The sequence below is a fragment of the Enterococcus sp. AZ080 genome (assembly GCF_051714945.1).
GTDB classification, from domain to species: Bacteria; Bacillota; Bacilli; order Lactobacillales; family Enterococcaceae; genus Enterococcus_B; species Enterococcus_B pernyi.
Window position 1 is genome coordinate 246503 of sequence record NZ_JBIOSV010000001.1, and the last position, 21678, is coordinate 268180.

Sequence of the window (21678 nt, forward strand, 5' to 3'; positions counted from 1 at the left end):
TGCATCGTATGCACGCGTCATTTTTATTTGCGCCGACCATATTTTGATAATGGGATGTCTCTGGCTTCGCACCATTCTTTGACCGGGCCAGAAAAAATCAAGGATTGTTTGGTTAAATCACTTGTTTTTGTTGCACCGACCATAGCATAGAGCATTCGTAGTTCTTCTTGCCACTGTGCCATAAGAGCAATCGTCTCCTCGATCCCGTGTGTCATGTAGTGCGTCAAGATCGTTCCGGAAATCCCTACAGCGTTCGCACCAAGACACAATGCTTTAAAAATATCATAAGCATTTCGTATGCCACCCGAAGCAATGATTTCGGCGGCTGTATTTGCTTCGTTCGCTTCAAGTAAGGAGGACACAGTAGATTGCCCCCAATCCGTCAAATAAGCCAATTCACGTTTTTTACGACGAGCATTTTCGATTTGTGTGAAGCTTGTTCCGCTACGTCCACTGACGTCAATCGTCTTGATACCTAGTTCAGACAGTTCAATGATGGTCTCCCTCGTCATCCCAAAGCCAACTTCTTTTACGATCACTGGCACATCAAGAGTTTGTTGGATTTCTGAGATCAGTTCTTTCCACTGCGAAAAATCGCGATCCCCTTCAGGCATGACTAATTCTTGTGGTGCATTTAAATGGATCTGTAACGCATCCGCTTGGAAGAGTGCTACAGCTTCTTGGGCACGTGCGACAGAAGTACCAGCACCGACATTCGCTAAAATCTTCCCTTCAGGATAGACATCTCGCATCACCGTATAAGAATCTGCCAAGGAAGGATCTTTCAAGGCGGCGCTGACAGAACCGGTAGCAATCATCAACCCAGCACTTTTAGCAATCTGTGCAAGGTCATGATTGATCTTTTTTGTTTTTTCACTACCGCCAGTCATGGCATTGATATAGAAAGGACTAGAAAGCGTAAAACCTGCAACTTCTGTCTTCAAAGACACTTCATCGACCTTGCTTTGTGGAAGTGGATGATGGACAAGTCGAACGAAGTCAAATTCATTTATTTGTTTGTTGTGAAATGCTTTAGCTAATGATACATGTTCATCTTTTCGATTCATAACTTGTCCTCTTTCTGTTGATGGTAGACATGTAATGGAAGCGGGGTGATTTCAGCTTCTTCCCAAGCACTCATCAGTGGAAGGATACCTGATTTTTGGTCCACGATCACGATGCCACAATCCCCACCGCCAGCGCCAGAAGATTTCGCCGCGCCTTCAAATTGTTCAGCTAAACAACACAGTTTATTTAATGCTGGTGTTTCAATCAACACGCCAGTGATGGCAGACAGATCACGCAATAATTCACGATTTTTACGAATCATTTCTTGGATCAAAGCAACATCGTTTTCTTTAAAACCTTGGATCATCGTGTTGACGCAAAGCGTACTATCTTCAAGGAATTGTTGATACGCCGCCATTTTATCTTCACGAGAGCGATGTACTTGGTCCACTAAGTCGGAAGTAGAGGCAGGACTACCAGTCCAACCAATCAATAAACGGAGATCTTCCGGAGTGTGTAAGGATTCAATAGATAAACCAGGCCAATCGAGCGCTAATAATTCACTGATCGTTTTACTTGATTCTTGTTCTTTGAGCCATTGGTGGTCAAAAGTGGAGAAGGCGATCCAACCACCATAACAGCTAGCCGCAATATCACCACAAGAACCATTGTCTTGGACAGCTAGATTAGCTAAGGCTGCAATTTTAAAAATCTCAAGCTGAGATAAATTCAGTGCATAAAATTGGTTCAATGCTCGTACAGTCGCTACCGCTACTGCGCCACTAGAACCTAGTCCATACTTCCTACCATTTGAGCTATCTAATTCACTGGTTACCTTCAAGTCATAAAATGAAAGAAGAATGTTTTTTTCCTGTGCATATTTCTCAGTTAAACGTATAGCAGCAAGGATATAATGGAACGGGTTTTCACGGATATCTAGAATGAGTTCGCCTTTTCGTCTTGTCCAACGCACAGGCATTTCGCTATATTGTGCAGATTGGATACTCCCGACTTTCCGAGCAGCTTTCACTGTTACTGTGACGAATTGATCGACTGCCACGATGATTGCAGGATGCCCCGTTTCGACAACTGCGTATTCTCCAGCGATATAAAGTTTTCCAGGTGCAGATACTTCAACCATAACAATCTCCCTTTATTCAATAATCGTGATTCCTTGCCCAGCATGAGCAAGAATCACTTGTTGACGACTAAATAATTCAATGAATTTTGCTTGAACAGCCGTTTGATTTTTCTTTTCAACTAATACTTTGACGTTTGGGCCTGCATCCATCGTGAAATAGCAAGGAATGCCTGAAGCACGTAGTTCACGAACCGTTTGCATCGCCTTCAGACTATCTGGAGACCAGTAGGTGAAGGGTGGATTAGCCGCTAACGTGGTGCCGTGCATTTTTAACCCATTTCGCTCCATGATTTCGCCCATTTTTTGGAACGATTTTTCAGCGATTGCTTGTTTCAGCTCCCGTAGATCTGTTTCGACTGAATCAAGCCACCCTTGATAAAAATGTGAAGTTTCCACTGTTCGGCGCATCCCATCACGACTAGATACATCTTTTTGTTGATCATTGATCAATACAAATACCATGGCGAGTTCGTCTTCAAATCCATTAGAAGGGATTTGTTGCGCATATGAAGTTTGGTCATCATGCCCTTTTTCCCATTCCACGAAGCCACCAAAAATACTACGACAAGCAGAGCCAGAGCCGCGACGAGCTAGTCTGGACAGGGATTGTTTATCCAATTCTAGTCCTAGGGCTTCATTACAGGCGCCGGCTAACGCAGCTAGACCGCTTGCAGAGGAAGCTAACCCTGCGGCTGTTGGAACAAAGTTATGGCTGATCACTTTTGCGCGTTTATTTGTATTCGCTTGTATGCGTACAAGATCAAGGAAGCGACTGACTTTTTTGGTGGCTGCTTCTGTTTGTAATTCATGATCTAAATAGAACAGATCGTCTGTGAACGAATCTGAAAAAATCACTTCGGTTTCTGTGTAGAAAGCATCGAGAGTGAGAGATAAACTGTTGTTCATCGGAAGAATCAATTCTTCATTTTTTTTGCCCCAATATTTGATCAAGGCGATATTTGTATAAGCACGGGCTTTACCACTAAGCATAGGTATGTACTCCTAATCCTTGAATCCAAGTTTCAGCTGCGCCTGCTTGTATTAGTGCGTGGCTGATTTCTTGAGCTTCTGTTTTTGTTTGTGCTAAGGCAATCATACATCCACCACGTCCGCCACCGGTCAATTTTGCTCCTAAAGCGCCAGCAGCACGTGCGGTAGCGATCAGAGTATCTAAAAAGTCATTACTGATCGTCAAACTTTTTAGAATGCGCTGGGCATCATTCATTGCTTCAGCTAACTTTTCTGGCGAATTGTCGATAATTGCTTTTTTAGCTTGTTTCGTCAAGTATCCTAGTTGTTGGATTTTTTGTCCAGTTTTCTGCGCATCTTTCTCAAAAAGGTGTGCGACATCTTTCACTGCTGCACGTGTTTGTCCTTTGATTCCCGTATCAGCGACAATCAAGAAAGCATCAATATTCAACGCAAAATAATCAAAAGGATGGCCTTTTGTAAAATAAATCGGTTCAAATCCACTTGTTGCGGCAGCATCGATTCCACTGGGGTTTCCATGTGCGATTTTTTCAGAAACTTGCACATGTGCCAATAATTGTTCTCGTGATAATGGCAACTCATAGGCGGAATAAAAAGCTCGTGTGATCGCGGTGGCTACGGCTGCACTGGAACCCATCCCACGTTCTGCAGGGATGGTGCTCTCAATCGTTAAACGCAAGGTGTCTTGCACATGGTAGTGAGTTTTCAGACCAGCAATCAGCTGTTTGATATTATTCAACGCATGTGGTGCATCATGTAAATTTCCTATATAGTAGGAAGAAATAAGTTGATCTTTATTGAATGATTGGAGTGCTTCAAGTGTAGCTGTTACTTTTGTTGCATAAAACGGAAAGGCAATGGCAGGCTCGCCGTAAACGACAGCATGCTCACCCATTAAAATCAGTTTTCCACTCGATTCCCCTTGGCCATGAATTGCCATAATACAACTCCTTCTTTTCCTCTAAGAGTAGCTTTTTAACAAAAAATAAAGCGCCTATTACTATGTGCGCAATGTTTGTCCAAAAAAACAGTCCTTCTTTATTTTACTAAAACCAGTCAAGAAGTAAAATAAAGAATACGATTTCTCGACAAAAAACGTGATTTTCTTAATAAAATTTTGATTTTTCATAGGAAAGAATCTTGTCGATTTCGTTTGACACCACAAGATATTGGGGTTATATTTAGAAACATGAGAAAAAAACACTGTATTTAGTGGGAGAAGTGAGTTGGAGGGAAATGAGTGTGATTGTTTTAGCAGGAACGATAGGAGCAGGGAAATCAAGCTTAACAAAAATGATTGCTGATCATTTTAAGAGTCAGGCATTTTACGAATCAATCGATGACAACGAAGTATTGCCTTTGTTTTATGCAAACCCTGAACAATATGCGTTTTTATTGCAAATTTATTTTTTGAATAAGCGATTTGCAAGTATCAAGCAAGCGATGCAAGAGGATAACAATGTGTTAGATCGTTCGATCTATGAAGATTCATTATTATTTCATTTAAATGCAGATCTTGGTCGAGCGACAGCGACAGAAGTCCAAGTCTACGATGAATTATTGGCGAACATGATGGAAGAATTGCCCTATGCGGCATCGAAAAAACATCCCGATCTATTGGTTCATATTCGCGTATCTTTTTCAACCATGTTAGAACGGATCGAAAAAAGAGGGCGGGCATATGAACAACTTTCTTTTGACCCTAGTCTCTATGAGTATTATCAAGAATTGAATCGCCGTTATGATGAATGGTATGAAGCTTACGATGAAAGTCCTAAGATCCAAATCGACGGTGACTGCTTGAACTTTGTGGAAGATGAAGCAGCTAGAGTACAAGTGTTACAAATGATTGAAGAAAAACTAATGGAGATTCGCGAAGAAATCAGCGTATAAAAAATGTTCTGATTTAAGTGGAACTTTGGGAACTTTGAATTGTCCAGATAAAAAATCACAAAAAAGAGGCAACCACAAATGAGTGGTTGCCTCTTGCTTATTTCAATCGTTGTTTAGTTGAACAAAGGGTAGTGTGTTGATTTATTTAGGGTAGAATAATGAGTGAGCAATTCCTGGTGCCCAGTTTGTATCACCGTAGTTCAAGTGAGACTGCCAAGTAATATAAGTCACACCATTGTGGACAACTTCTTCACCGGCTGTATAAGAAACAGGTGAGAAGAAGCTACCTACTGTCCATTGACGTCCAGTAACGACTTCACCGCCGCCGTTTCCGCCATCGCCACCATTTTCGTCACCGCCGCCATTTTCATCGCGATCAGTTGTGATTGTTAATGTGTTACTTGCATCTGAAACATCGCCTTCATTGCTGATTGCGCGTACTACAAATGAGTATTGTGTCTCAGCTTTTAAGCCTTCTACTTCAAAAACAGTTTCAGTTGTTGAACCAATTACTTGGCCATCACGCAAGATTTCGTATTCTTTGATTCCTTTTGAGTGAGTAGAAGCTCCCCACATCAATGAAACGCTAGAACTTGTCTGACCCATTGAGTGTAAGTGGCTAGGTGCAGTTGGTTTTTCTTCTGTAGTTTCAGATAAAGTTGTAACAGATAAAGCTGTTCTTTCAGAAACTAGCCCTGTTTGTCCAACTGCTTCGATTTCATATTTATATGTAGTTTCTGCAGTTAGGTTTTGATCGCTGAAATCTGGTGAAGCTGTGTTTCCTAATAATTGACCATCACGGTAAACGTTGAATGATGAAGCATTTGCTTGTCCATCCCAAGTCAATTGAGTTGTTGAAGAAGTTACATTAGTAGTACGAACGTTACGTGGTGCTGTTGGTGCTACTGGAATTGCTGAATCACCTTTCAAGTTCACATCGATTACTTGGTAGAATGCCATTGCTGTATCATCTACATCCCAAACAGCTAGAACAACATGGTAACCAAGACGGTCATTAGGGATGTTCACTAAGTGTGATGGATTTGTTGAAGCTTGAGCCCCACCATGGTTGATCGTTGTTAACAATTCAAAATCGCTACGATCTAATTGATCGTTTGGATTCCAATCTGCTTTTGTGATATAGTAATGCCATTTAGTTGTAGGGTGAGTCGCGGTATAACGCCAAGTAAATGTATTAGGACCTGTGTTCAAATCTTGTTTTGTCCACATGGTCGAAGTTTGACGGTCTAAGTTGAAGTTGTTTCCAACAGCACCGTTTGCAGAAGCGATGCGTCCGTCAGCAGGGCCAGCTTGCGGAAAACCTTTTAATGCTTCTAATGATTGTGGTTCATAAATCACTGGACCGTATTTTGCTAATGCTGTATTATGGTTCACATTACGGTCTAAGGAACCTTGGTATGAACGACTGATCGGTGACTGCACATAACCGTGAGCTGAAGCGTCTTGTCCTCCGATAGATAAACCTACTCCTAATAAAACGCTAGAGCATAGAACTGTTGCTAAAATTTGTTTTTTCATGTTTCCCTCCATAGATAAAATGATATTTTAGATAACTAATAAGGTCGATGAGTATGACTCGTTCGATGTGCCTCGTTGTTATCTGTATTTAATATTATCAGAGAATTGCACTATTGAATAATCTGTTTATACCGAACATTAGGTAAAATTGGGTCTTGACTTCAAATGATGGTATTTTTATCCAAAACATGAATAAATATTGTTTTAAAGGCGTTTTTGTTGTCTTTTTTATTTGTTATTAGTTATTTATTTTGCATAATAAATAACAGGGAAAAATAAAAAGATAAAATTTGATTCTAATTGAGAAAGGTTGAAGTAGCGTTTGTAGTTATTTTTAACGTTTGCTTATTTTTAAAATATATCTTTTTATTGGCTGTTTTATTCCTTTTTTATGGATTTGACCATCAATTTTTTGGTCTGAGATTGTGATAGGAGCGTTCGGTCTTATTATCGAAAAAAGTCAAATTAGAATATCGTTTATTTGGATTCAAGAGTTTCGAGAGGACTAAATACCACCTCTCAAGCAATTCTATCTATTTTATCTATTTATAGAAGGAACGGGATACGAAGTGGGAGGGAATGTATTTTGCAATCTGTGATAATGGATAAGCGCTTTGAAAAAAATAGCACCTGTAATATTCGTCTCGAATGTTACAGGTGCTGGCTTATTTTTGAGGCAAAGAAAGTTGTTCTAGCCTCATTTTTATAGGGTTTTGTTTACGTGGAATGTTTTCTATATTATCGTTTTAATTACGTTGATAAGGTTTATTTTATTTAGGATAGAATAAGGCATGGGCAATTCCTGGCGCCCAGTTTGTATCACCATAGTTCAAGTGAGATTGCCAAGTGATATATGTCACACCGTTGTGAACAACTTCTTCACCGGCTGTATAAGAAACCGGTGCGAATAAGCTTCCTACTGTCCATTGACGTCCTGGAGTGACTTCACCACCCCCGTCACCGCCATTGTCATCGCGATCTGTCGTAATAGATAACGCATTGCTTGCATCAGATAGTTCATCCGTATTGCTGACTGCGCGAACCACGAATGAGTAGGTAGTGTTTGCAGCTAATCCAGACACTTCGTATTCTGTTTCTTTTGTTGAACCAATCAATTGATTGTTACGGTAGATGTTGTATTGTTTGATTCCTTTTGAATGAGTAGAAGCGCCCCACATCAATGAAACACTTGAACTTGTTTGACCCATCGAGTGTAAGTGAGTTGGTGTAGTTGGTTTTTCTTGTGTATTTTCTGTTGTAGTTTTTACTGTCAAAGCTGTTTTAGCAGAGACTAAGCCAGTTTGTCCAACTGCTTCGATTTCATAATTATAAGATGTATCCGCAGTTAAGTTTGTATCACTGAAATCTGGTGTTGTTGTGTTTCCAAGCAATACGCCATCACGGTAAACGTTGTAAGAGGCAGTATTCGCTTGGCTGTTCCAAGCTAATTGGACAGTTGAAGAAGTCACATTCGTCGCACGAACGTTTTGTGGTGCTGTTGGTGCTACTGGAATTGCTGAATCACCTTTCAAGTTGACGTCGACTACTTGATAGAATGCAGCGCCTGTGTCATGGATATCCCAAACAGCTAGAACGACATGGTAACCAAGCCGATCCTTTGGTATATTCACTGAATGCGATGGATTAGTCGAAGCTTGTGCCCCGTGATGATCGATAGTTGCTAATAATTCCAAATCGCTACGTTTTAAGGGCTCATTTGGGTTCCAACCTACTTTAGTAATATAATAATGCCATTTAGTGGTACGGTGAGATTGTGTATAACGCCATCTGAATGTATTCACACCAGTATCTAAGTTTTGTTTTGTCCACATCGTTTCTGTTTGGTTATCTAGTAAGAAGCTTCCTCCAACTGCACCATTTGCAGAAGCGATGCGTCCGTCAGCAGGGCCAGCTGCTGGGAAGCCTTTAGCAGTTTCTAATGATTGTGGTTCATAAATCACTGGACCATATTTTGCTGCTGCAGCGGATAAATTAACATTACGGTCTAAGTGTCCTTGATACGCACGACTGATCGGTGATTCGACATAACCGTGAGCAGAAGCGTCTTGTTCCCCAATCGTTAAGCTTGCTCCAAATAAAATCCCCGAGCATAAAACTGTACCAAAAATTTGTTTTTTCATTTTTTCCTCCATATGTAAATAAGATTTAGATAACGCATAATAAAAAACGAATTTCGTAATTATCTCTCTTTTGTGTTATCTGGAATTAAGATTATCAAATAAAATGAATAGTTACGAATCAGTTTATACCGATGTGTAGGTAAAAAAATGATAGAAACATAAATAGTATGATTTGTTATAACGTTGTTTTTTTAAGGATTTAGGTACCATATTTGGAAAATGAGAACATTTTTTTATAAAAAAATATTTCTTGGGATTAAGAATTGAATGATTTTGTTCAGATTCTATTTTAGTTATCTTAAAATAAAAGAAGTGAAATTATATAAAACGTAAATGAGGTAGTAGCAGAAGGGTGACAGATTCGATTGGTGATAAGGGAAGTAACAAAAATATCTAATTGCTGAGCTGTATTAGAAGAAGAACTGCTACGATTAAATAGAAAAAAGTGAAGAAATGATTGACAAAAATAAATAGATTTGGTATGATAATTAAGTTGAGAAATAAAAGCAGAAGCACCCGCTTCTCGCCTTAGTTGATACAGTCACTGGGCTAGATAGTTTTCATCTATATGTAGTATAGGTGGAGTACGTGCGGGTTCTATCAAAAGAACTCGTTTTTTTATTGCCGTTCATTCGGTAAGCTTTTCTTTCTCTCATAATATTTGGAGGTGAATGACCATAGCAAAGGATATGATGGTTAACGACGGCATTCGTGCACGTGAATTACGATTGATCGGTTCAGATGGTGAGCAATTAGGAGTTAAGTCAAAAGCAGAAGCATTGCAAATTGCAGAACAATCAAACTTGGATCTTGTGTTAGTTGCTCCAGGTGCGAAACCACCAGTAGCGCGAATCATGGACTACGGAAAATACCGTTTCGAGCAACAAAAGAAAGACCGCGAAGCGCGTAAAAAACAAAAAGTGATCAATGTAAAAGAAGTTCGTTTAAGTCCAACGATTGATTTGAATGACTTCAATACAAAACTTCGTAATGCACGTAAGTTCTTAGAGAAAGGCGATAAAGTGAAAGCTTCTATCCGTTTCAAAGGCCGTGCCATTACCCACAAAGAAATTGGTCAAAAAGTCTTGGATCGCTTAGCTGAAGAAACTGCTGATATTGCAACAGTGGAACAAAAAGCGAAAATGGACGGACGCAGCATGTTCTTGACGCTGGCACCGAAAAACGACAGTAAGTAATTTGAATGACTAACTGATTGTTGGACAGTCAATAGTCGGATAACGAAAGATTTTGAGGAGGAAATATAGTCATGCCAAAACAAAAAACACACCGCGGATCAGCAAAACGTTTCAAACGTACTGGTAAAGGCGGATTGAAACGCTTCCGTGCGTTTACAAGTCACCGTTTCCACGGCAAAACTAAAAAACAACGCCGTCAATTACGTAAAGCGCGCATGGTTTCTAGTGGCGATTTCAAACGTATTCGTCAACAACTAGCAAAAATGAAATAAGAACGTAAAATAATTGAAATTTAAAGATTTATTTTTATTAGGAGGAATTATACATGGCACGTGTAAAAGGTGGAACAGTAACTCGTAAACGTCGCAAAAAAATGCTGAAATTAGCAAAAGGTTACTACGGTTCAAAACACACTTTATTTAAAACAGCAAAAGAACAAGTAATGAATTCATACAACTACGCATATCGCGATCGTCGTCAAAAGAAACGCGACTTCCGCAAATTGTGGATCGCTCGTATCAACGCAGCGGCTCGTATGAATGGCTTAAGCTACTCAAAATTGATGCACGGTTTGAAATTAGCTGAAATCGACATCAACCGCAAAATGTTAGCTGACTTGGCTGTCCATGATGCAGCAGCATTTACTGCATTAGCTGACCAAGCAAAAGATGCTTTAGCTAAATAAGCGCTAGAATAGCTAAACACATCCAGGTTTTCTGGATGTGTTTTTTTATATCTAACAAACTTCAATAAAATTTCTGTTATGTACAAATAAATTGAAATAACCAAATAGATAAAGTACATGATATTTTTTTGAAAAGAAAGGTGACCATAGCTCATTTTTTGTCTTAGATAATGAATCTTTGTATATAGTTATCTGACTGAAATGTTTTTTCAAAAAACATTTCAGTAGCTCGTAATGAATCTTTTTTAATCATATGTACTTATTCTGTCGTTGATATTTAATGAACGCGGTTTCTTTGTAGGGTAAAATGAAGCAACTGATATATCAGTGGGATGAAATAGAATTGAGTGAGTCTATGAGCGAAATGATTATTGGCATGTTGTTGATTTTGTCGTTCTTTTTTATGGTTTGGTATTGTGTCAAAGGACTTAATTTGATGGTTGGTTTAGCGATCATGGCGACGATTTGGATGGGATTGGCGCTGATTGGTAATTTTTTCTCACCGAATGCCGCAATGGAAGGACAGTCAGTCATTGATGTGTTGACCCATGTATATGCTACTGGTCCAGCGGAATATGCGAAATCGATTTTAGTGAATGTATTCTTTGGTGCTTTTTTTGGTCGAGTATTGGTAGATAGTGGGATAGCGGCTACATTGATTCGAAAAGTGGTAGAGCTTGGCGGTGATAAACCGCGGATCACGATGAGCCTTTTATGTCTTGTAACGTCAATTATTTTTATGTCGATGACCGGGATCGGCCCAGTGATTTCAATTGCCGTGATCGTTTTACCGATTTTGATGTCGTTAGGAATTGCTGCACCTGTTGCTCTATTTGCATTCATGGGTTCGATTATGGCAGGGATCTTTGCAAATATTGTCAATTTCAAGCAATACCAAACGATCTATGCAGGGTTTAATTCTGCGGCTGAAAATTATACATACAATGATTACTTTCAAATCGGAATGATTGGCATGATCGTAAGTTTAGTAATCGTTTTGCTTGTAGCTAATATATCAATGAACCCGAAGAAACGCTATGCAATGGCAGCTGAACTTCCACGAGAAGGTGGGGAAGCGCCAATGATTTCTTGGTTGGCAGTCGTTATTCCTGTGTTGGGAGTGGTGTTATTAGAAATTCCGATTATTCTTGGTTTCATGTTGGCAGGGATCTGGGCGTTGCTATTTACTGGGAAATTACGTGGTGGATACAAGGAGATCTGTCGGCAATTCGCTAAATTATTTACAGATGGAGCAACAGATGTAGCACCGATGGTTGGCTTTTTGATGACTTTAGCGATGTTCAATAATTCGGCGGTATATGCTTCTTCTTATTTCTCTGCGATTTTGGGAGACTTTATTCCCCAGACACCTTTTGTGTTGGCACTTGCCTTTGCATTGTTGACGCCTCTAGGTTTTTTCCGTGGTCCGTTGAGTCTAGTCGGTTCGGGATCAGCGATTTTAGCAGTAGTTTTAGCAGTCAATCCGACAATGCCTGTGGCCTTCTTATTTCCGTTATTTGCGACGACGACCATTGCGCCACAGCATTTAGATATCACTCAATCCTGGATTGCATGGGGATTAGGGTATACAAAGGTTTCCTCTCGTGAATTCATGAAAAAATCGATTCCGACAGGGTGGGCGATCGGTGTGATCGTCTGTATCTTGACGTTGATCCTTTATGGTAATTTTTGATAGGTATAGAAAGTAAAAAATTTGGAGGATGCAAAATGAAGCGTGCAGTAAGAATGGGCATTGATGTAGGCGGTACCCATACAAAAGCAGTCGCAATCGACAATGCGACACATGAAGTCATCGGTAAATCATCTGTTAAAACAACGCATCACCATCCAGAGGGTGTAGCTGCAGGGGTCGTACAATCGTTCCAAAATTGTTTGCAAGAAAATCAGATCAGCCCCGAGGATGTTGTTTTTGTCGCGCATTCTACAACTCAAGCAACGAATGCCTTGATTGAAGGAGATGTGGCAAAAGTAGGAGTGATCGGAATGGCAAAGGGCGGGTTCGAAGGTTTTTTGGCAAAAAGACAAACTCGATTAGCACCGATTGATTTAGGGAATAATCGAAAAATAGACATTGCAAATGTGTTCTTGCCAATCAAACAATTGACAAATGAACGAGTGTTAGAGACGATTGCTACACTTAAAAAAGAACAGGCAGAAGTTTTAGTTTCTTCCATGGCTTTTGGCGTAGATAATAGTGAACCAGAACAAGTCATCTATTCACTTGCTTCGGAACAAGGGATACCAACAACGATGGCTTCTGAAATCACAAAGCTTTATGGTTTGACGAGACGAACACGAACGGCAGCGATCAATGCCTCGATTTTACCTAAAATGTTAGAAACAGCGACATCAACTGAACGTTCCGTTCGAACTGCCGGTGTCAATGTTTCTTTGATGATCATGCGTGGTGATGGTGGTGTAATGGAAATTGCTGAAATGAAGAAGCGACCAGTATTAACGATGCTTTCAGGTCCAGCTGCCTCTGTCATGGGTTCTTTGATGTATTTACGTGCCTCGAATGGTGTGTATTTTGAAGTTGGAGGGACAACGACTAATATTGGTGTTATCAGGAATGGGCGTCCAGCCATCGATTACTCAGTGGTCGGCGGTCATGCGACCTATATTTCATCGTTAGATGTTCGTGTCTTAGGTGTGGCCGGTGGTTCAATGGTTCGGGCAGATCGCACAGGGATCCTTGATGTGGGACCACGTTCAGCCCATATTGCTGGATTGGATTATGCTGTATTCACACCGATTGAAAAAATCGATCAACCGAAAATCGTTTTTTTCTCACCCATTGAGGGAGATCCGGCTGATTATGTCAAAGTGATTTTGGCAGACGGAAAAGAGGTCACTATTACCAATACATGTGCAGCGAATGTTCTTGGGCTTGTCCAAGAAGAACACTTTTCTTATGGTGATCCACAAGCCGCAAGAAAAGCCATGGAAGCTTTAGCAGCTTATTGTCAGACTTCTGTGGAAGATATCGCTGAGCAGATCATGGCAAAAGCTTATGCCAAAATCGAACCAGTGATTTTGGAACTGGCAGAAAAATATCAATTGGAAAAAGAGCAAATCTCCTTGGTTGGGGTAGGCGATGGAGCAGCGTCCTTGATTACTTATTTTAGTCAGAAAATGGGTGTTAAGTATTCAATACCAGAAAATGCGGAAGTGATCTCATCTATCGGTGTGGCATTAGCGATGGTGAGAGATGTGGTTGAACGAATCATTCCTTCTCCAAGTAAAGAAGATATTCGAGGATTGAAAAATGAAGCGATGAATAAAGCAATCGAATCTGGCGCTACACCAGAATCGATTGAGGTCCATGTTGAAATTGATCCACAGACATCGAAAGTGACGGCAATTGCTACAGGTTCAACGGAAGTCAAAGCGACTGATTTAACAAAGCAGATCAGTGAAACAGAGGCGTTGACATTAGCTGCAGAAGATTTACGGATGTCCCTCAAAGATGTTCGTTTATTAGCGAATACTGACTACTTCTATGTGGTTGGGGAAAATAGTCCAGAACATTCAATCGGCGCATTACGGATCATCGACCAAAAAGGATTCATCAAAGTTCAAAGAGGGTATGCAAAATGTCTGAAAACTACAGCTGAACAGTATCTCTCCGCTGTCCAACAATTATGGGAAGAACTTGCGGTCTATCAGACGGAGCTGATTGCTCGACCGGAATTTTATCTATGTATCGGCGCGCGTGTCGCAGATTTTTCAGCGACAGAATTTGAACAACTACAACTCTTGATGGAGTTAGAAATCGCGATGTTGGAACCAGCGGAAGAAGTGATCGTGATTGCGGGAAATATCAAGCAAAAGTAAACTAGATGAGTTGATTTCAAAATTAATGACGATTTCTGATAAACAGTGGTGTGATTATCAATTTAAACGAGAGATTTTAGTAGGGAAACTCTCACTTTCTGAGCAACGAGCATGGGGAGAACTGGCGAGACAATGTGGAGAAAGGTTAGCAGAACTGATTTATCGAAAGTACCATACAAGAAATATTCATGCGCTTTGTCGTACGTTAAATGTCGCTATCTCCTATGGAGAAACAGCATGGCGGAATGATCGTTTGACACTCGCCACTTACGATGAAACAACGGGGATCTGTTTAATGACAGAACCAATCCAGAAGTTTGAACAGGAAAAGATCACTGCTCTCCCACTGGAACAAGTGACTTCTTTGATTTTAGCACATGAATTGTATCATCATCTTGAAACATGCGATCCTACATTGTATACCCAACAGAAAACTGTAGAACTATGGCGATTTTTTGGGTATCGCCATCAGTCTAAGATCCGAACATTGAGTGAGATTGCAGCGATGAGCTTTTCGGAGAAGTTGAATAACGTAGGATTTTCACCATATGTGTTAGAAGTCGCTATGATTTGGCCGTATGATCCTCTACTCTGTGAGCGACTTGTTCAGTCATTGTAAATCTATTTGAATAAGGCAAAAGAAGGCGCAAACGTTCCTAAAAATTGCGGAGCGTTACGCCTCTTTTGAATCATCCTTCAGAGGATGCTTCAAAATAATTCGGATAATGAAGGATCACTTGTTCTTGTTCCTCAATGATCATATGGAGGTGGAGGTTACAAAGAAATCCCACTTCATCAAGTGCGTGTTCTTTCATGGCTCTCAATAAGATTTGATGTTCATCTAATACACGGCCCCAATCTAATTCAGAAATCGTCAAACGCAACCAACGGAAACGATCTAAGTGAGTGCTATAGCTTTCAAGCCAAGTCCATATTTCTTCTTTCCCCGCAACTTTGTAACACATTTGGTGAAAGGCTTTATCCAAAAGAAAGAAGGTTTTTTTGTCTTGTGCCAAGATGGCTTGATCCGTCTGTTCTAAAATCATCTCCAAGCGTTGATGAGCGGTATCGTTCATTTTAGCACTGCACTCTTGTAAAATCGGTTGTTCTAATTTTTCTCGCATGTAACGTGACAAGTCTGCGGAACGTATGTCGATTTTTGAGATATATGTACCGGATTGAGGAATTGTTTTGATCAATTCCTGATTTCTAAGTTGGATCAATGCTTCTCGAATTGGCGTGCGTCCAATCGTTAGTTGTTCTTCTAAGATTCTGTCGGAAATCTTACTCCCTGGAGCTAATTCAGAATAGATGATTTGTTGTCTGATAGCTTCGTATGCTTGTTGTTGCAAATTGTTCCCCATAGAACACCCCTTTCAAAAAGTTATATCCAGTATAGCATATCCTTTACTAGGAACAGAATAAGGGAGGAAGCAATAGGAACAGCGAACGGAAACACAAAAATAGAGCCGCAAACAATTGGTTTGTCGACTCTTTTCAATACATATCCATAGTGCGAACATCTCATCCTTTCACGAAAGCAACAGTCAATCTGGGCGAACTTCCTGCAGTTGTTTGACACGACCACCGATTTGATTGGCAAAGGTTTCTGATTCTTTTTTGTCTTTGAAGACAAGCAAGTTTTCCGGGTTTTTTTCACGTGTGCGACAGCCAGTTTTATCAATATAACCGTGTAGTACTTTCACGACATACATCATAATCACCTGCTTTTTTTCTTTCCATTATACAAATCGGGGGTTAAAAGGCAAGAATAAACACTTATTTTTTATTTTATTTTATTTCTGTTGCAGAATCAGGGGCTGCGTCGATGTTTGCATAAGTTTTAAACAGACTATCCAAGCTAGGATTGACACGGCTTAGTTTGACTAAACGTTGATTTTCTGCAAGTAAGAAACAGTGCTGGCTTGTACCGGTCGTCCGTAAACGCTGATCTTCTGTGTCGTAGATCTCATAACGGAAATTCAAGCGTGTGCCTGTGTAGCTTTCGATAATCGGTTGGATCAAGATTTTGTCCCCATAACGGATCATCTCTTTGTATTCGCAACTTACGCCTAGTACAGGGATGATGATGCCTTGTTCTTCGATTTTCTTGTAACTAAAATCCAAGTGTTCTAACAAGGCAACACGTGCTTCTTCGAACCAGCGGATATAGTTGCTGTGGTGAATGATACCCATTTGATCGGTTTCATAATAAAAAGGCTCTCTAAGGTAGCCGGTATATTTTTCCATTGTTATGCTCCTTCTTATCTTTGACTAAAATAATGCATCCATTTTGGGATGTACTGACTGATTTGAGTCGGTAAAACGACATACTGCTCTTTTGCTAATTGATCGCCGATAAAGCTATGCAAATAGACAGCGGCACTGATCGTTTGGTCATTTTTTGGAAACTGAGCTAAAAAACCAGCAATCATGCCAGCTAACGTATCCCCCATACCACCTGTTGCCATAGCTGGTGAACCTGCTGTATTGTAATAGATGCCATTTTGCCCATAGATCGTTGTTTGATGACTTTTTAAAACCAGAGATGCCCCTAATTCTTGTTGCTTCTGCTGATTATTCTCTTCAGATTGCTCATCTAAACGCAATCCACTGACGCGTTGCCATTCCATTTGATGGGGTGTGAGAACGGTATGCTCTGGATAAGGAAGCTCCAGCGAATACGTAGCGAGCAGTGTCAAAGCAGAACCATCAATGACTAACCATTGTTTTTCTGTTTGATTTGTCAGGACAAATTGCAGAAGTTCAAGGCTTTGTTGGTTGGTCCCTAATCCCGGACCAATCAGTAAGACATCGGCATCTTCAAAAGCCGAATGCCATGTTTCTTTATTTGTCCAATCCCCTACCATTGCCTCTGGTAAATGACTATGGACGGTCACGTGATTATTAGGATCTGTTACAACAGTTGTCAAGCCAGCCCCACTATGGACAGCTGCTAAAGCGCTCATGATGATCGCACCGCCAAACTGTTCATTTCCGCCAATCAGTACGACTTTTCCAAACGTACCTTTATGGGATTCCACAGGACGAGGAGTAATCACTTGTTGGAGTAATCGTTCATTTAATTCCATGAGAAAACCTCCTTTTTTTCATTATAGCCCATAATATTTAGGGAAAAAACTGTTTCGTTTATCCGTTGTCTGATTTTTTAAACAATTTGTCTGATTTATGTTATGATGAACTCGTAGACTGAATGAGTGGAGGAGTAACTTTATGACAATCAATTGGCAAAAAGAAGTCGAAGCACGTAAAGAAGACTTGCTTGAAGACTTAAAAAATCTTTTACGCGTAAGCAGTGAACGTGATGATTCAAAAGCAACTGCAGATGCACCATTTGGACCTGGGCCTCGTGACGCATTGAAACACATGCTTGCTTATGGTGAACGTGATGGCTTCGTTGTAAAAAACGTGGACAATTACGCAGGACACATCGATCTAGGTGAAGGAGACGAAACCTTAGGGATTTTTGGGCATATGGATGTTGTGCCTGCTGGCGATGGTTGGGATACTGATCCTTACGAACCAGTGATCAAAGACGGAAAAATCTTTGCTCGTGGGTCAAGTGATGACAAAGGACCAAGTATGGCTGCCTATTATGCGATGAAAATCATCAAAGACCTAGATTTAGAATTATCGAAAAAAGTTCGCTTTGTCGTAGGTAGTGACGAAGAAAGTGGTTGGGCAGATATGGCTTACTACTTTGAACATGAAGAAGAACCTGATTTCGGTTTCTCACCAGATGCGGAATTTCCGATCATCAACGGAGAAAAAGGCAATGTTTCTTTCGCATTCCGTTTTAAAGGCGATAATGCCGGTGACTATGTATTGAAATCATTTACGTCAGGTTTACGTGAAAACATGGTGCCAGGAACAGCGATTGCAAAAATCGAAGTACCAAGCGCAGATGCAGCAGTTGCTTTAGAAAAGGCATTTTATGAATTTGTTGAAGCAAACCCAATCAACGGTTCGATCGAAGCAGAGCATACATTTGTTACGATCAACGTAGTCGGAAAAGGAGCACATGGCGCAAGCCCACAATCTGGGATCAATGCCGGCTCTTTCTTAGCGAGCTTCCTTGATGATTATGAATTTATTGGTGCAGCTAAACAATTCATCCATGTGGCAGCTACTTACGTCCATGAAGACTTTTATGGTGAGAAATTAGGCGTTGCCCACGAAGACGAAAAAATGGGTAAACTAACAATGAACGCTGGGTTGTTTGCGTTTAAAGAAAATGGTTCAGAAGACGATAACTATATCAACATGAACTTCCGTTTTCCTAAGGGCACAACCACAGATGAATTAGAAAGCAAACTGAACAAAACAGTAGCAGACGAAGATGCGTCAGTTACTCGTGGTGCCCGTGTAATGGAACCACATTATGTACCAATGGATGATCCGTTGGTTGAAACATTATTACAAGTCTACGAAGATCATACCGGCGAAAAAGGCTACGAACAAATCATCGGTGGCGGCACATACGGACGCTTATTAAAACGCGGTGTTGCGTATGGCGCAATGTTTCCAGGCTACACAGATACAATGCACCAAGCAAATGAATTTATGAGTCTAGATGACTTATTCCGTGCTACAGCGATTTATGCAGATGCCATCTATCGTTTGGCAAAGTAAATCATCTTTATTCGTACTTCAACATTCATTACAAAAGTCAGAAATAGTTGTACGCCTATCTTAGATATAACATGATAAAATCATTAGGCAACAAATGACAAAGACTTGAGTGACACCTGGCCTTCAGAGAATTGGGCTTCTCTGAAGGCTTTTTTTGGATTCCAAAAAGCGGATATGTTAATAAATGAATAAACGTCTTCCTGACTAGTCATTTGTTTATTTGTTAGTTAAAGTTGTAAAGGTTATTTACATTTTCTTGTTATTCTATTAATATAATAAGTGTATACAAATTTTTGGGGGGTGAAATGAATATGCCTAAATACATCGAAATTGCTCGTTCTTTGAAAAATAAGATTATCGAGGGTGAATTTAAAGAAGGCGAGCTATTACCAAACCAAGAAGCATTGGCAAAAACCTATAATACGAGTCGAGTAACTGTCAGAAAAGCGATACAGTTATTGATTGATGAATCTTTGCTTTACACAAGACGGGGATCGGGGACATATGTTAGGAGCAACATAAAAAAGGACAATGAGAGTGTGACCCAGATCAATAGCGTATTTGGGACTTCTGCTCAAGAAGGGACGGCGGTGACTAGTAAAATCATCCGCTTTGATGTGCGTTTTCCCACTTCTTATGAGTCTGAAGAATTGAAAATAAAGGCGACTGATCCGGTCTATGATATTAAACGAGTGAGATATGTCAATGAAGAGGCGAGAAGTATAGAGACATCTATCATGCCTCTTAAGTACATCAAAAATTTGGACGAAGAGATTTTAAAGGGGTCCATCTATAACTATATCAGAGAAGAGTTAGGTTATGTGGTTAGTGCGGCCCGTCGAGTGATCATTGCTTCAAAGGCAAATCATTTAGATAGTGAAGAGTTTGAGATCGAGGTAGGCGACCCGATTTTGGAAACCAATCAGATCGTCTTTTTTGATGATGGTACGCCGTTTGATCTATCTAAGACAAGATATCCCTATACGTCAGGAAAAATAGTAGCAGACATCAATTAGATCATAATGTTTAAAAGACTGTGCTTGTCACGATCAAGTGTGGTCTTTTTTCTTTCGTCGACAAATAAGTATATACTAATTTTAATTATGTATTTACAAAAGTTATTGCAGGTGATATTCTGTATTAGAAGTTGATATACAACTTTAGACAATTCAGGAGGCATAAATAAATGGATGAGAAAAAAAGGGAAGCTTTGATGGGAAGATTTGTTTTAACAGCTCAAAAAATCGGCAATCAAATTTATTTAAGAACACTGCGTGATTCATTTGCTACTATCATGCCTTTATTTATTTTAGCAGGTATTGCTATTTTAATTAATTCGGTAGTGTTAGATCCGTCAGGTTGGTTCCAAAATATGATTAGCGCGGACACAATGGCATCTTGGCAAAACTGGGGATCGATCATTACGAACTCGACCCTTAATATCACTGGGATTATTCTTGTACTCACCATTGGCTATTTCTTGTCAAAAAATAGAGGGTTTGATAATCCAATCGGCGTTGTGATCGCTGTTGTTCCAGCATTTTTGACGTTACTCCCAACAATGATCGAGACAACACCGATCAATGCGGAAACGGCTGTGGAAATCAGTGGAGTCATCAGTTACGGAAATATTGGTTCAAAAGGAGTATTTGCTGCAATCATTACTGGATTATTGGCAACAGAGCTATACATTCGTCTGACACGTTCTAAAAAGTTGCAAGTCAACTTAGGAGATAGTGTTCCGCCAGCAGTAGGAAAATCTTTTAACACGATGTTCCCATTGATCATTGTCGTTTCATTGTTTGCCTTTGCTTCATTTTTGATCCAACTAACAGGAAATGATTTTATGAGAATCATTGAGCAATTCATCCAAGAACCGTTACGTGGTGTAGGTACTTCATTTATTGGTTACTTATTTTTAGTTTGTTTTGGCAACTTACTATTTTCTTTCGGTATTCACCAATCTGTCATCACTGGTCCGATCCTAGATCCATTATTGATGGTAAATATGAATGAGAATATGGCAGCTACTGCGAATGGTGAGGCTGCTCCTCACATCATCAACTCAGCGTTCCACCAAGTATATGGCGCTTTGATGGGGGGAACTGGTTCGACCATTGCTTTAGTGATAGCAATATTGATTTTTAGTCACTATCAAGCATATAAAGATTTATCTAAGTTGGCGTTAGGCCCTAATATTTTCAACATCAATGAACCTGTGATTTTTGGATTACCGATCGTCTTCAACTTACCGATGATCATTCCTTTTGTATTATCACCGATCGTAGGTACGACCATTGGCTATTTAGCAACATCGATGGAACTAGTTAATCAATGTGTGGTTCCAATTCCATGGACGACACCACCATTTTTAAGTGGATTTTTAGCAACAGCAGGTGATTGGCGAGCAATTGTTGTTCAAGCAGTTATTATCGTTGCGTTAGTCTTCTTCTATCTTCCATTCTTGAAAATCAGTGAACGGGTTGCTCGTATTAATGCTGAGATGAGTCTTTCTTAAACGATTGCTAAAAGGAAATAGACAAATGATAAATAGAACGATGATTGGGATGATAA

20 protein-coding genes and 1 other annotated feature are annotated in these 21678 nt (G+C 40.1%); of the genes, 10 read left to right on the forward strand and 10 right to left on the reverse strand.

The window, feature by feature from the left end; all coding sequences use genetic code 11:
* Positions 1 to 23 precede the first annotated feature (23 nt).
* Genes fni through mvk form a run of 4 tightly spaced genes read right to left on the reverse strand, consistent with a single transcriptional unit; the run spans position 24 to position 4079 of the window.
* Positions 24 to 1067: a type 2 isopentenyl-diphosphate Delta-isomerase gene (gene fni / locus IGK01_RS01175; protein WP_114543023.1), complete on the reverse strand. Its 1044-nt coding sequence runs from the start codon at positions 1065 to 1067 to the stop codon at positions 24 to 26.
* On the reverse strand, positions 1064 to 2149 hold the full coding sequence (locus IGK01_RS01180; RefSeq protein ID WP_023518965.1) for a phosphomevalonate kinase: 1086 nt from the start codon (positions 2147 to 2149) through the stop codon (positions 1064 to 1066). The genes fni and IGK01_RS01180 overlap by 4 nt, the downstream gene beginning before the upstream one ends.
* 12 nt (positions 2150 to 2161) lie before the next feature.
* On the reverse strand, positions 2162 to 3139 hold the full coding sequence (mvaD, locus tag IGK01_RS01185) for a diphosphomevalonate decarboxylase (protein WP_062805845.1): 978 nt from the start codon (positions 3137 to 3139) through the stop codon (positions 2162 to 2164).
* Positions 3132 to 4079, reverse strand: coding sequence for a mevalonate kinase (mvk, locus tag IGK01_RS01190; RefSeq protein WP_010736572.1), 948 nt, complete (start codon positions 4077 to 4079; stop codon positions 3132 to 3134). Before mvk ends, mvaD begins: the two co-directional genes overlap by 8 nt.
* Positions 4080 to 4375: 296 nt before the next feature.
* On the opposite strand from mvk, the gene IGK01_RS01195 reads away from it, so the two are divergent.
* Positions 4376 to 5032 (forward strand): deoxynucleoside kinase, encoded by a 657-nt coding sequence (locus tag IGK01_RS01195; protein WP_034691297.1) that lies wholly within the window; start codon positions 4376 to 4378, stop codon positions 5030 to 5032.
* A 141-nt stretch (positions 5033 to 5173) separates the two neighbouring features.
* On the opposite strand, the gene IGK01_RS01200 is transcribed toward IGK01_RS01195, so the two are convergent.
* Both IGK01_RS01200 and IGK01_RS01205 read right to left on the reverse strand, forming a co-directional pair.
* Positions 5174 to 6571 carry a lytic polysaccharide monooxygenase gene (locus tag IGK01_RS01200; RefSeq protein WP_438840439.1) on the reverse strand — a complete coding sequence of 466 codons (1398 nt, stop codon included), beginning with the start codon at positions 6569 to 6571 and terminating at the stop codon, positions 5174 to 5176.
* A 770-nt stretch (positions 6572 to 7341) separates the two neighbouring features.
* Positions 7342 to 8712 (reverse strand): lytic polysaccharide monooxygenase, encoded by a 1371-nt coding sequence (locus tag IGK01_RS01205; protein WP_137071930.1) that lies wholly within the window; start codon positions 8710 to 8712, stop codon positions 7342 to 7344.
* A 498-nt stretch (positions 8713 to 9210) separates the two neighbouring features.
* Positions 9211 to 9340, forward strand: a sequence feature (ribosomal protein L20 leader region).
* 43 nt (positions 9341 to 9383) lie between these two features.
* Here IGK01_RS01205 and infC point away from each other — a divergent pair.
* From infC to IGK01_RS01235, 6 genes are all read left to right on the forward strand, one after another.
* Positions 9384 to 9908 (forward strand): translation initiation factor IF-3, encoded by a 525-nt coding sequence (infC, locus tag IGK01_RS01210; RefSeq protein WP_010736567.1) that lies wholly within the window; start codon positions 9384 to 9386, stop codon positions 9906 to 9908.
* Between the two features lie 71 nt (positions 9909 to 9979).
* Positions 9980 to 10180: a 50S ribosomal protein L35 gene (rpmI, locus tag IGK01_RS01215; RefSeq protein ID WP_010736566.1), complete on the forward strand. Its 201-nt coding sequence runs from the start codon at positions 9980 to 9982 to the stop codon at positions 10178 to 10180.
* A gap of 53 nt (positions 10181 to 10233) precedes the next feature.
* Positions 10234 to 10593 carry a 50S ribosomal protein L20 gene (gene rplT / locus IGK01_RS01220; protein ID WP_019723984.1) on the forward strand — a complete coding sequence of 120 codons (360 nt, stop codon included), beginning with the start codon at positions 10234 to 10236 and terminating at the stop codon, positions 10591 to 10593.
* 355 nt (positions 10594 to 10948) lie between these two features.
* Positions 10949 to 12286, forward strand: coding sequence for a citrate transporter (locus tag IGK01_RS01225; RefSeq protein WP_142432881.1), 1338 nt, complete (start codon positions 10949 to 10951; stop codon positions 12284 to 12286).
* Between the two features lie 35 nt (positions 12287 to 12321).
* Positions 12322 to 14451 (forward strand): hydantoinase/oxoprolinase family protein, encoded by a 2130-nt coding sequence (locus IGK01_RS01230; protein WP_438840440.1) that lies wholly within the window; start codon positions 12322 to 12324, stop codon positions 14449 to 14451.
* Positions 14426 to 15070: a hypothetical protein gene (locus tag IGK01_RS01235; protein ID WP_023518970.1), complete on the forward strand. Its 645-nt coding sequence runs from the start codon at positions 14426 to 14428 to the stop codon at positions 15068 to 15070. Before IGK01_RS01230 ends, IGK01_RS01235 begins: the two co-directional genes overlap by 26 nt.
* Positions 15071 to 15140: 70 nt before the next feature.
* Here the strand turns inward: IGK01_RS01235 and IGK01_RS01240 are convergent, their stop codons facing one another.
* The 4 genes from IGK01_RS01240 to IGK01_RS01255 form a co-directional block, all read right to left on the reverse strand.
* The gene (locus IGK01_RS01240) at positions 15141 to 15815 is read right to left on the reverse strand and encodes a GntR family transcriptional regulator (RefSeq protein WP_438840441.1); all 675 of its coding nucleotides are present in this window, start codon (positions 15813 to 15815) and stop codon (positions 15141 to 15143) included.
* A gap of 183 nt (positions 15816 to 15998) precedes the next feature.
* On the reverse strand, positions 15999 to 16169 hold the full coding sequence (locus IGK01_RS01245) for a hypothetical protein (RefSeq protein WP_010736542.1): 171 nt from the start codon (positions 16167 to 16169) through the stop codon (positions 15999 to 16001).
* A 73-nt stretch (positions 16170 to 16242) separates the two neighbouring features.
* Positions 16243 to 16701: an acyl-CoA thioesterase gene (locus IGK01_RS01250; protein WP_010736541.1), complete on the reverse strand. Its 459-nt coding sequence runs from the start codon at positions 16699 to 16701 to the stop codon at positions 16243 to 16245.
* Between the two features lie 14 nt (positions 16702 to 16715).
* Complete coding sequence (locus IGK01_RS01255) at positions 16716 to 17543, reverse strand: NAD(P)H-hydrate dehydratase (RefSeq protein WP_062805842.1); 828 nt, start codon at positions 17541 to 17543, stop codon at positions 16716 to 16718.
* Positions 17544 to 17685: 142 nt separating this feature from the next.
* Between IGK01_RS01255 and pepV the strand changes: the two genes are divergently transcribed.
* The 3 genes from pepV (at position 17686) to IGK01_RS01270 (ending at position 21622) form a co-directional block, all read left to right on the forward strand.
* On the forward strand, positions 17686 to 19104 hold the full coding sequence (pepV, locus tag IGK01_RS01260; RefSeq protein ID WP_438747518.1) for a dipeptidase PepV: 1419 nt from the start codon (positions 17686 to 17688) through the stop codon (positions 19102 to 19104).
* 311 nt (positions 19105 to 19415) lie between these two features.
* A complete protein-coding gene (locus IGK01_RS01265; RefSeq protein ID WP_023518974.1) occupies positions 19416 to 20120 on the forward strand; it encodes a GntR family transcriptional regulator in 705 nt (234 codons plus the stop codon).
* 170 nt (positions 20121 to 20290) lie between these two features.
* Entirely contained in the window at positions 20291 to 21622 is a 1332-nt protein-coding gene (locus IGK01_RS01270; protein ID WP_023518975.1) for a PTS sugar transporter subunit IIC, read from the forward strand.
* Positions 21623 to 21678: the final 56 nt, after the last annotated feature.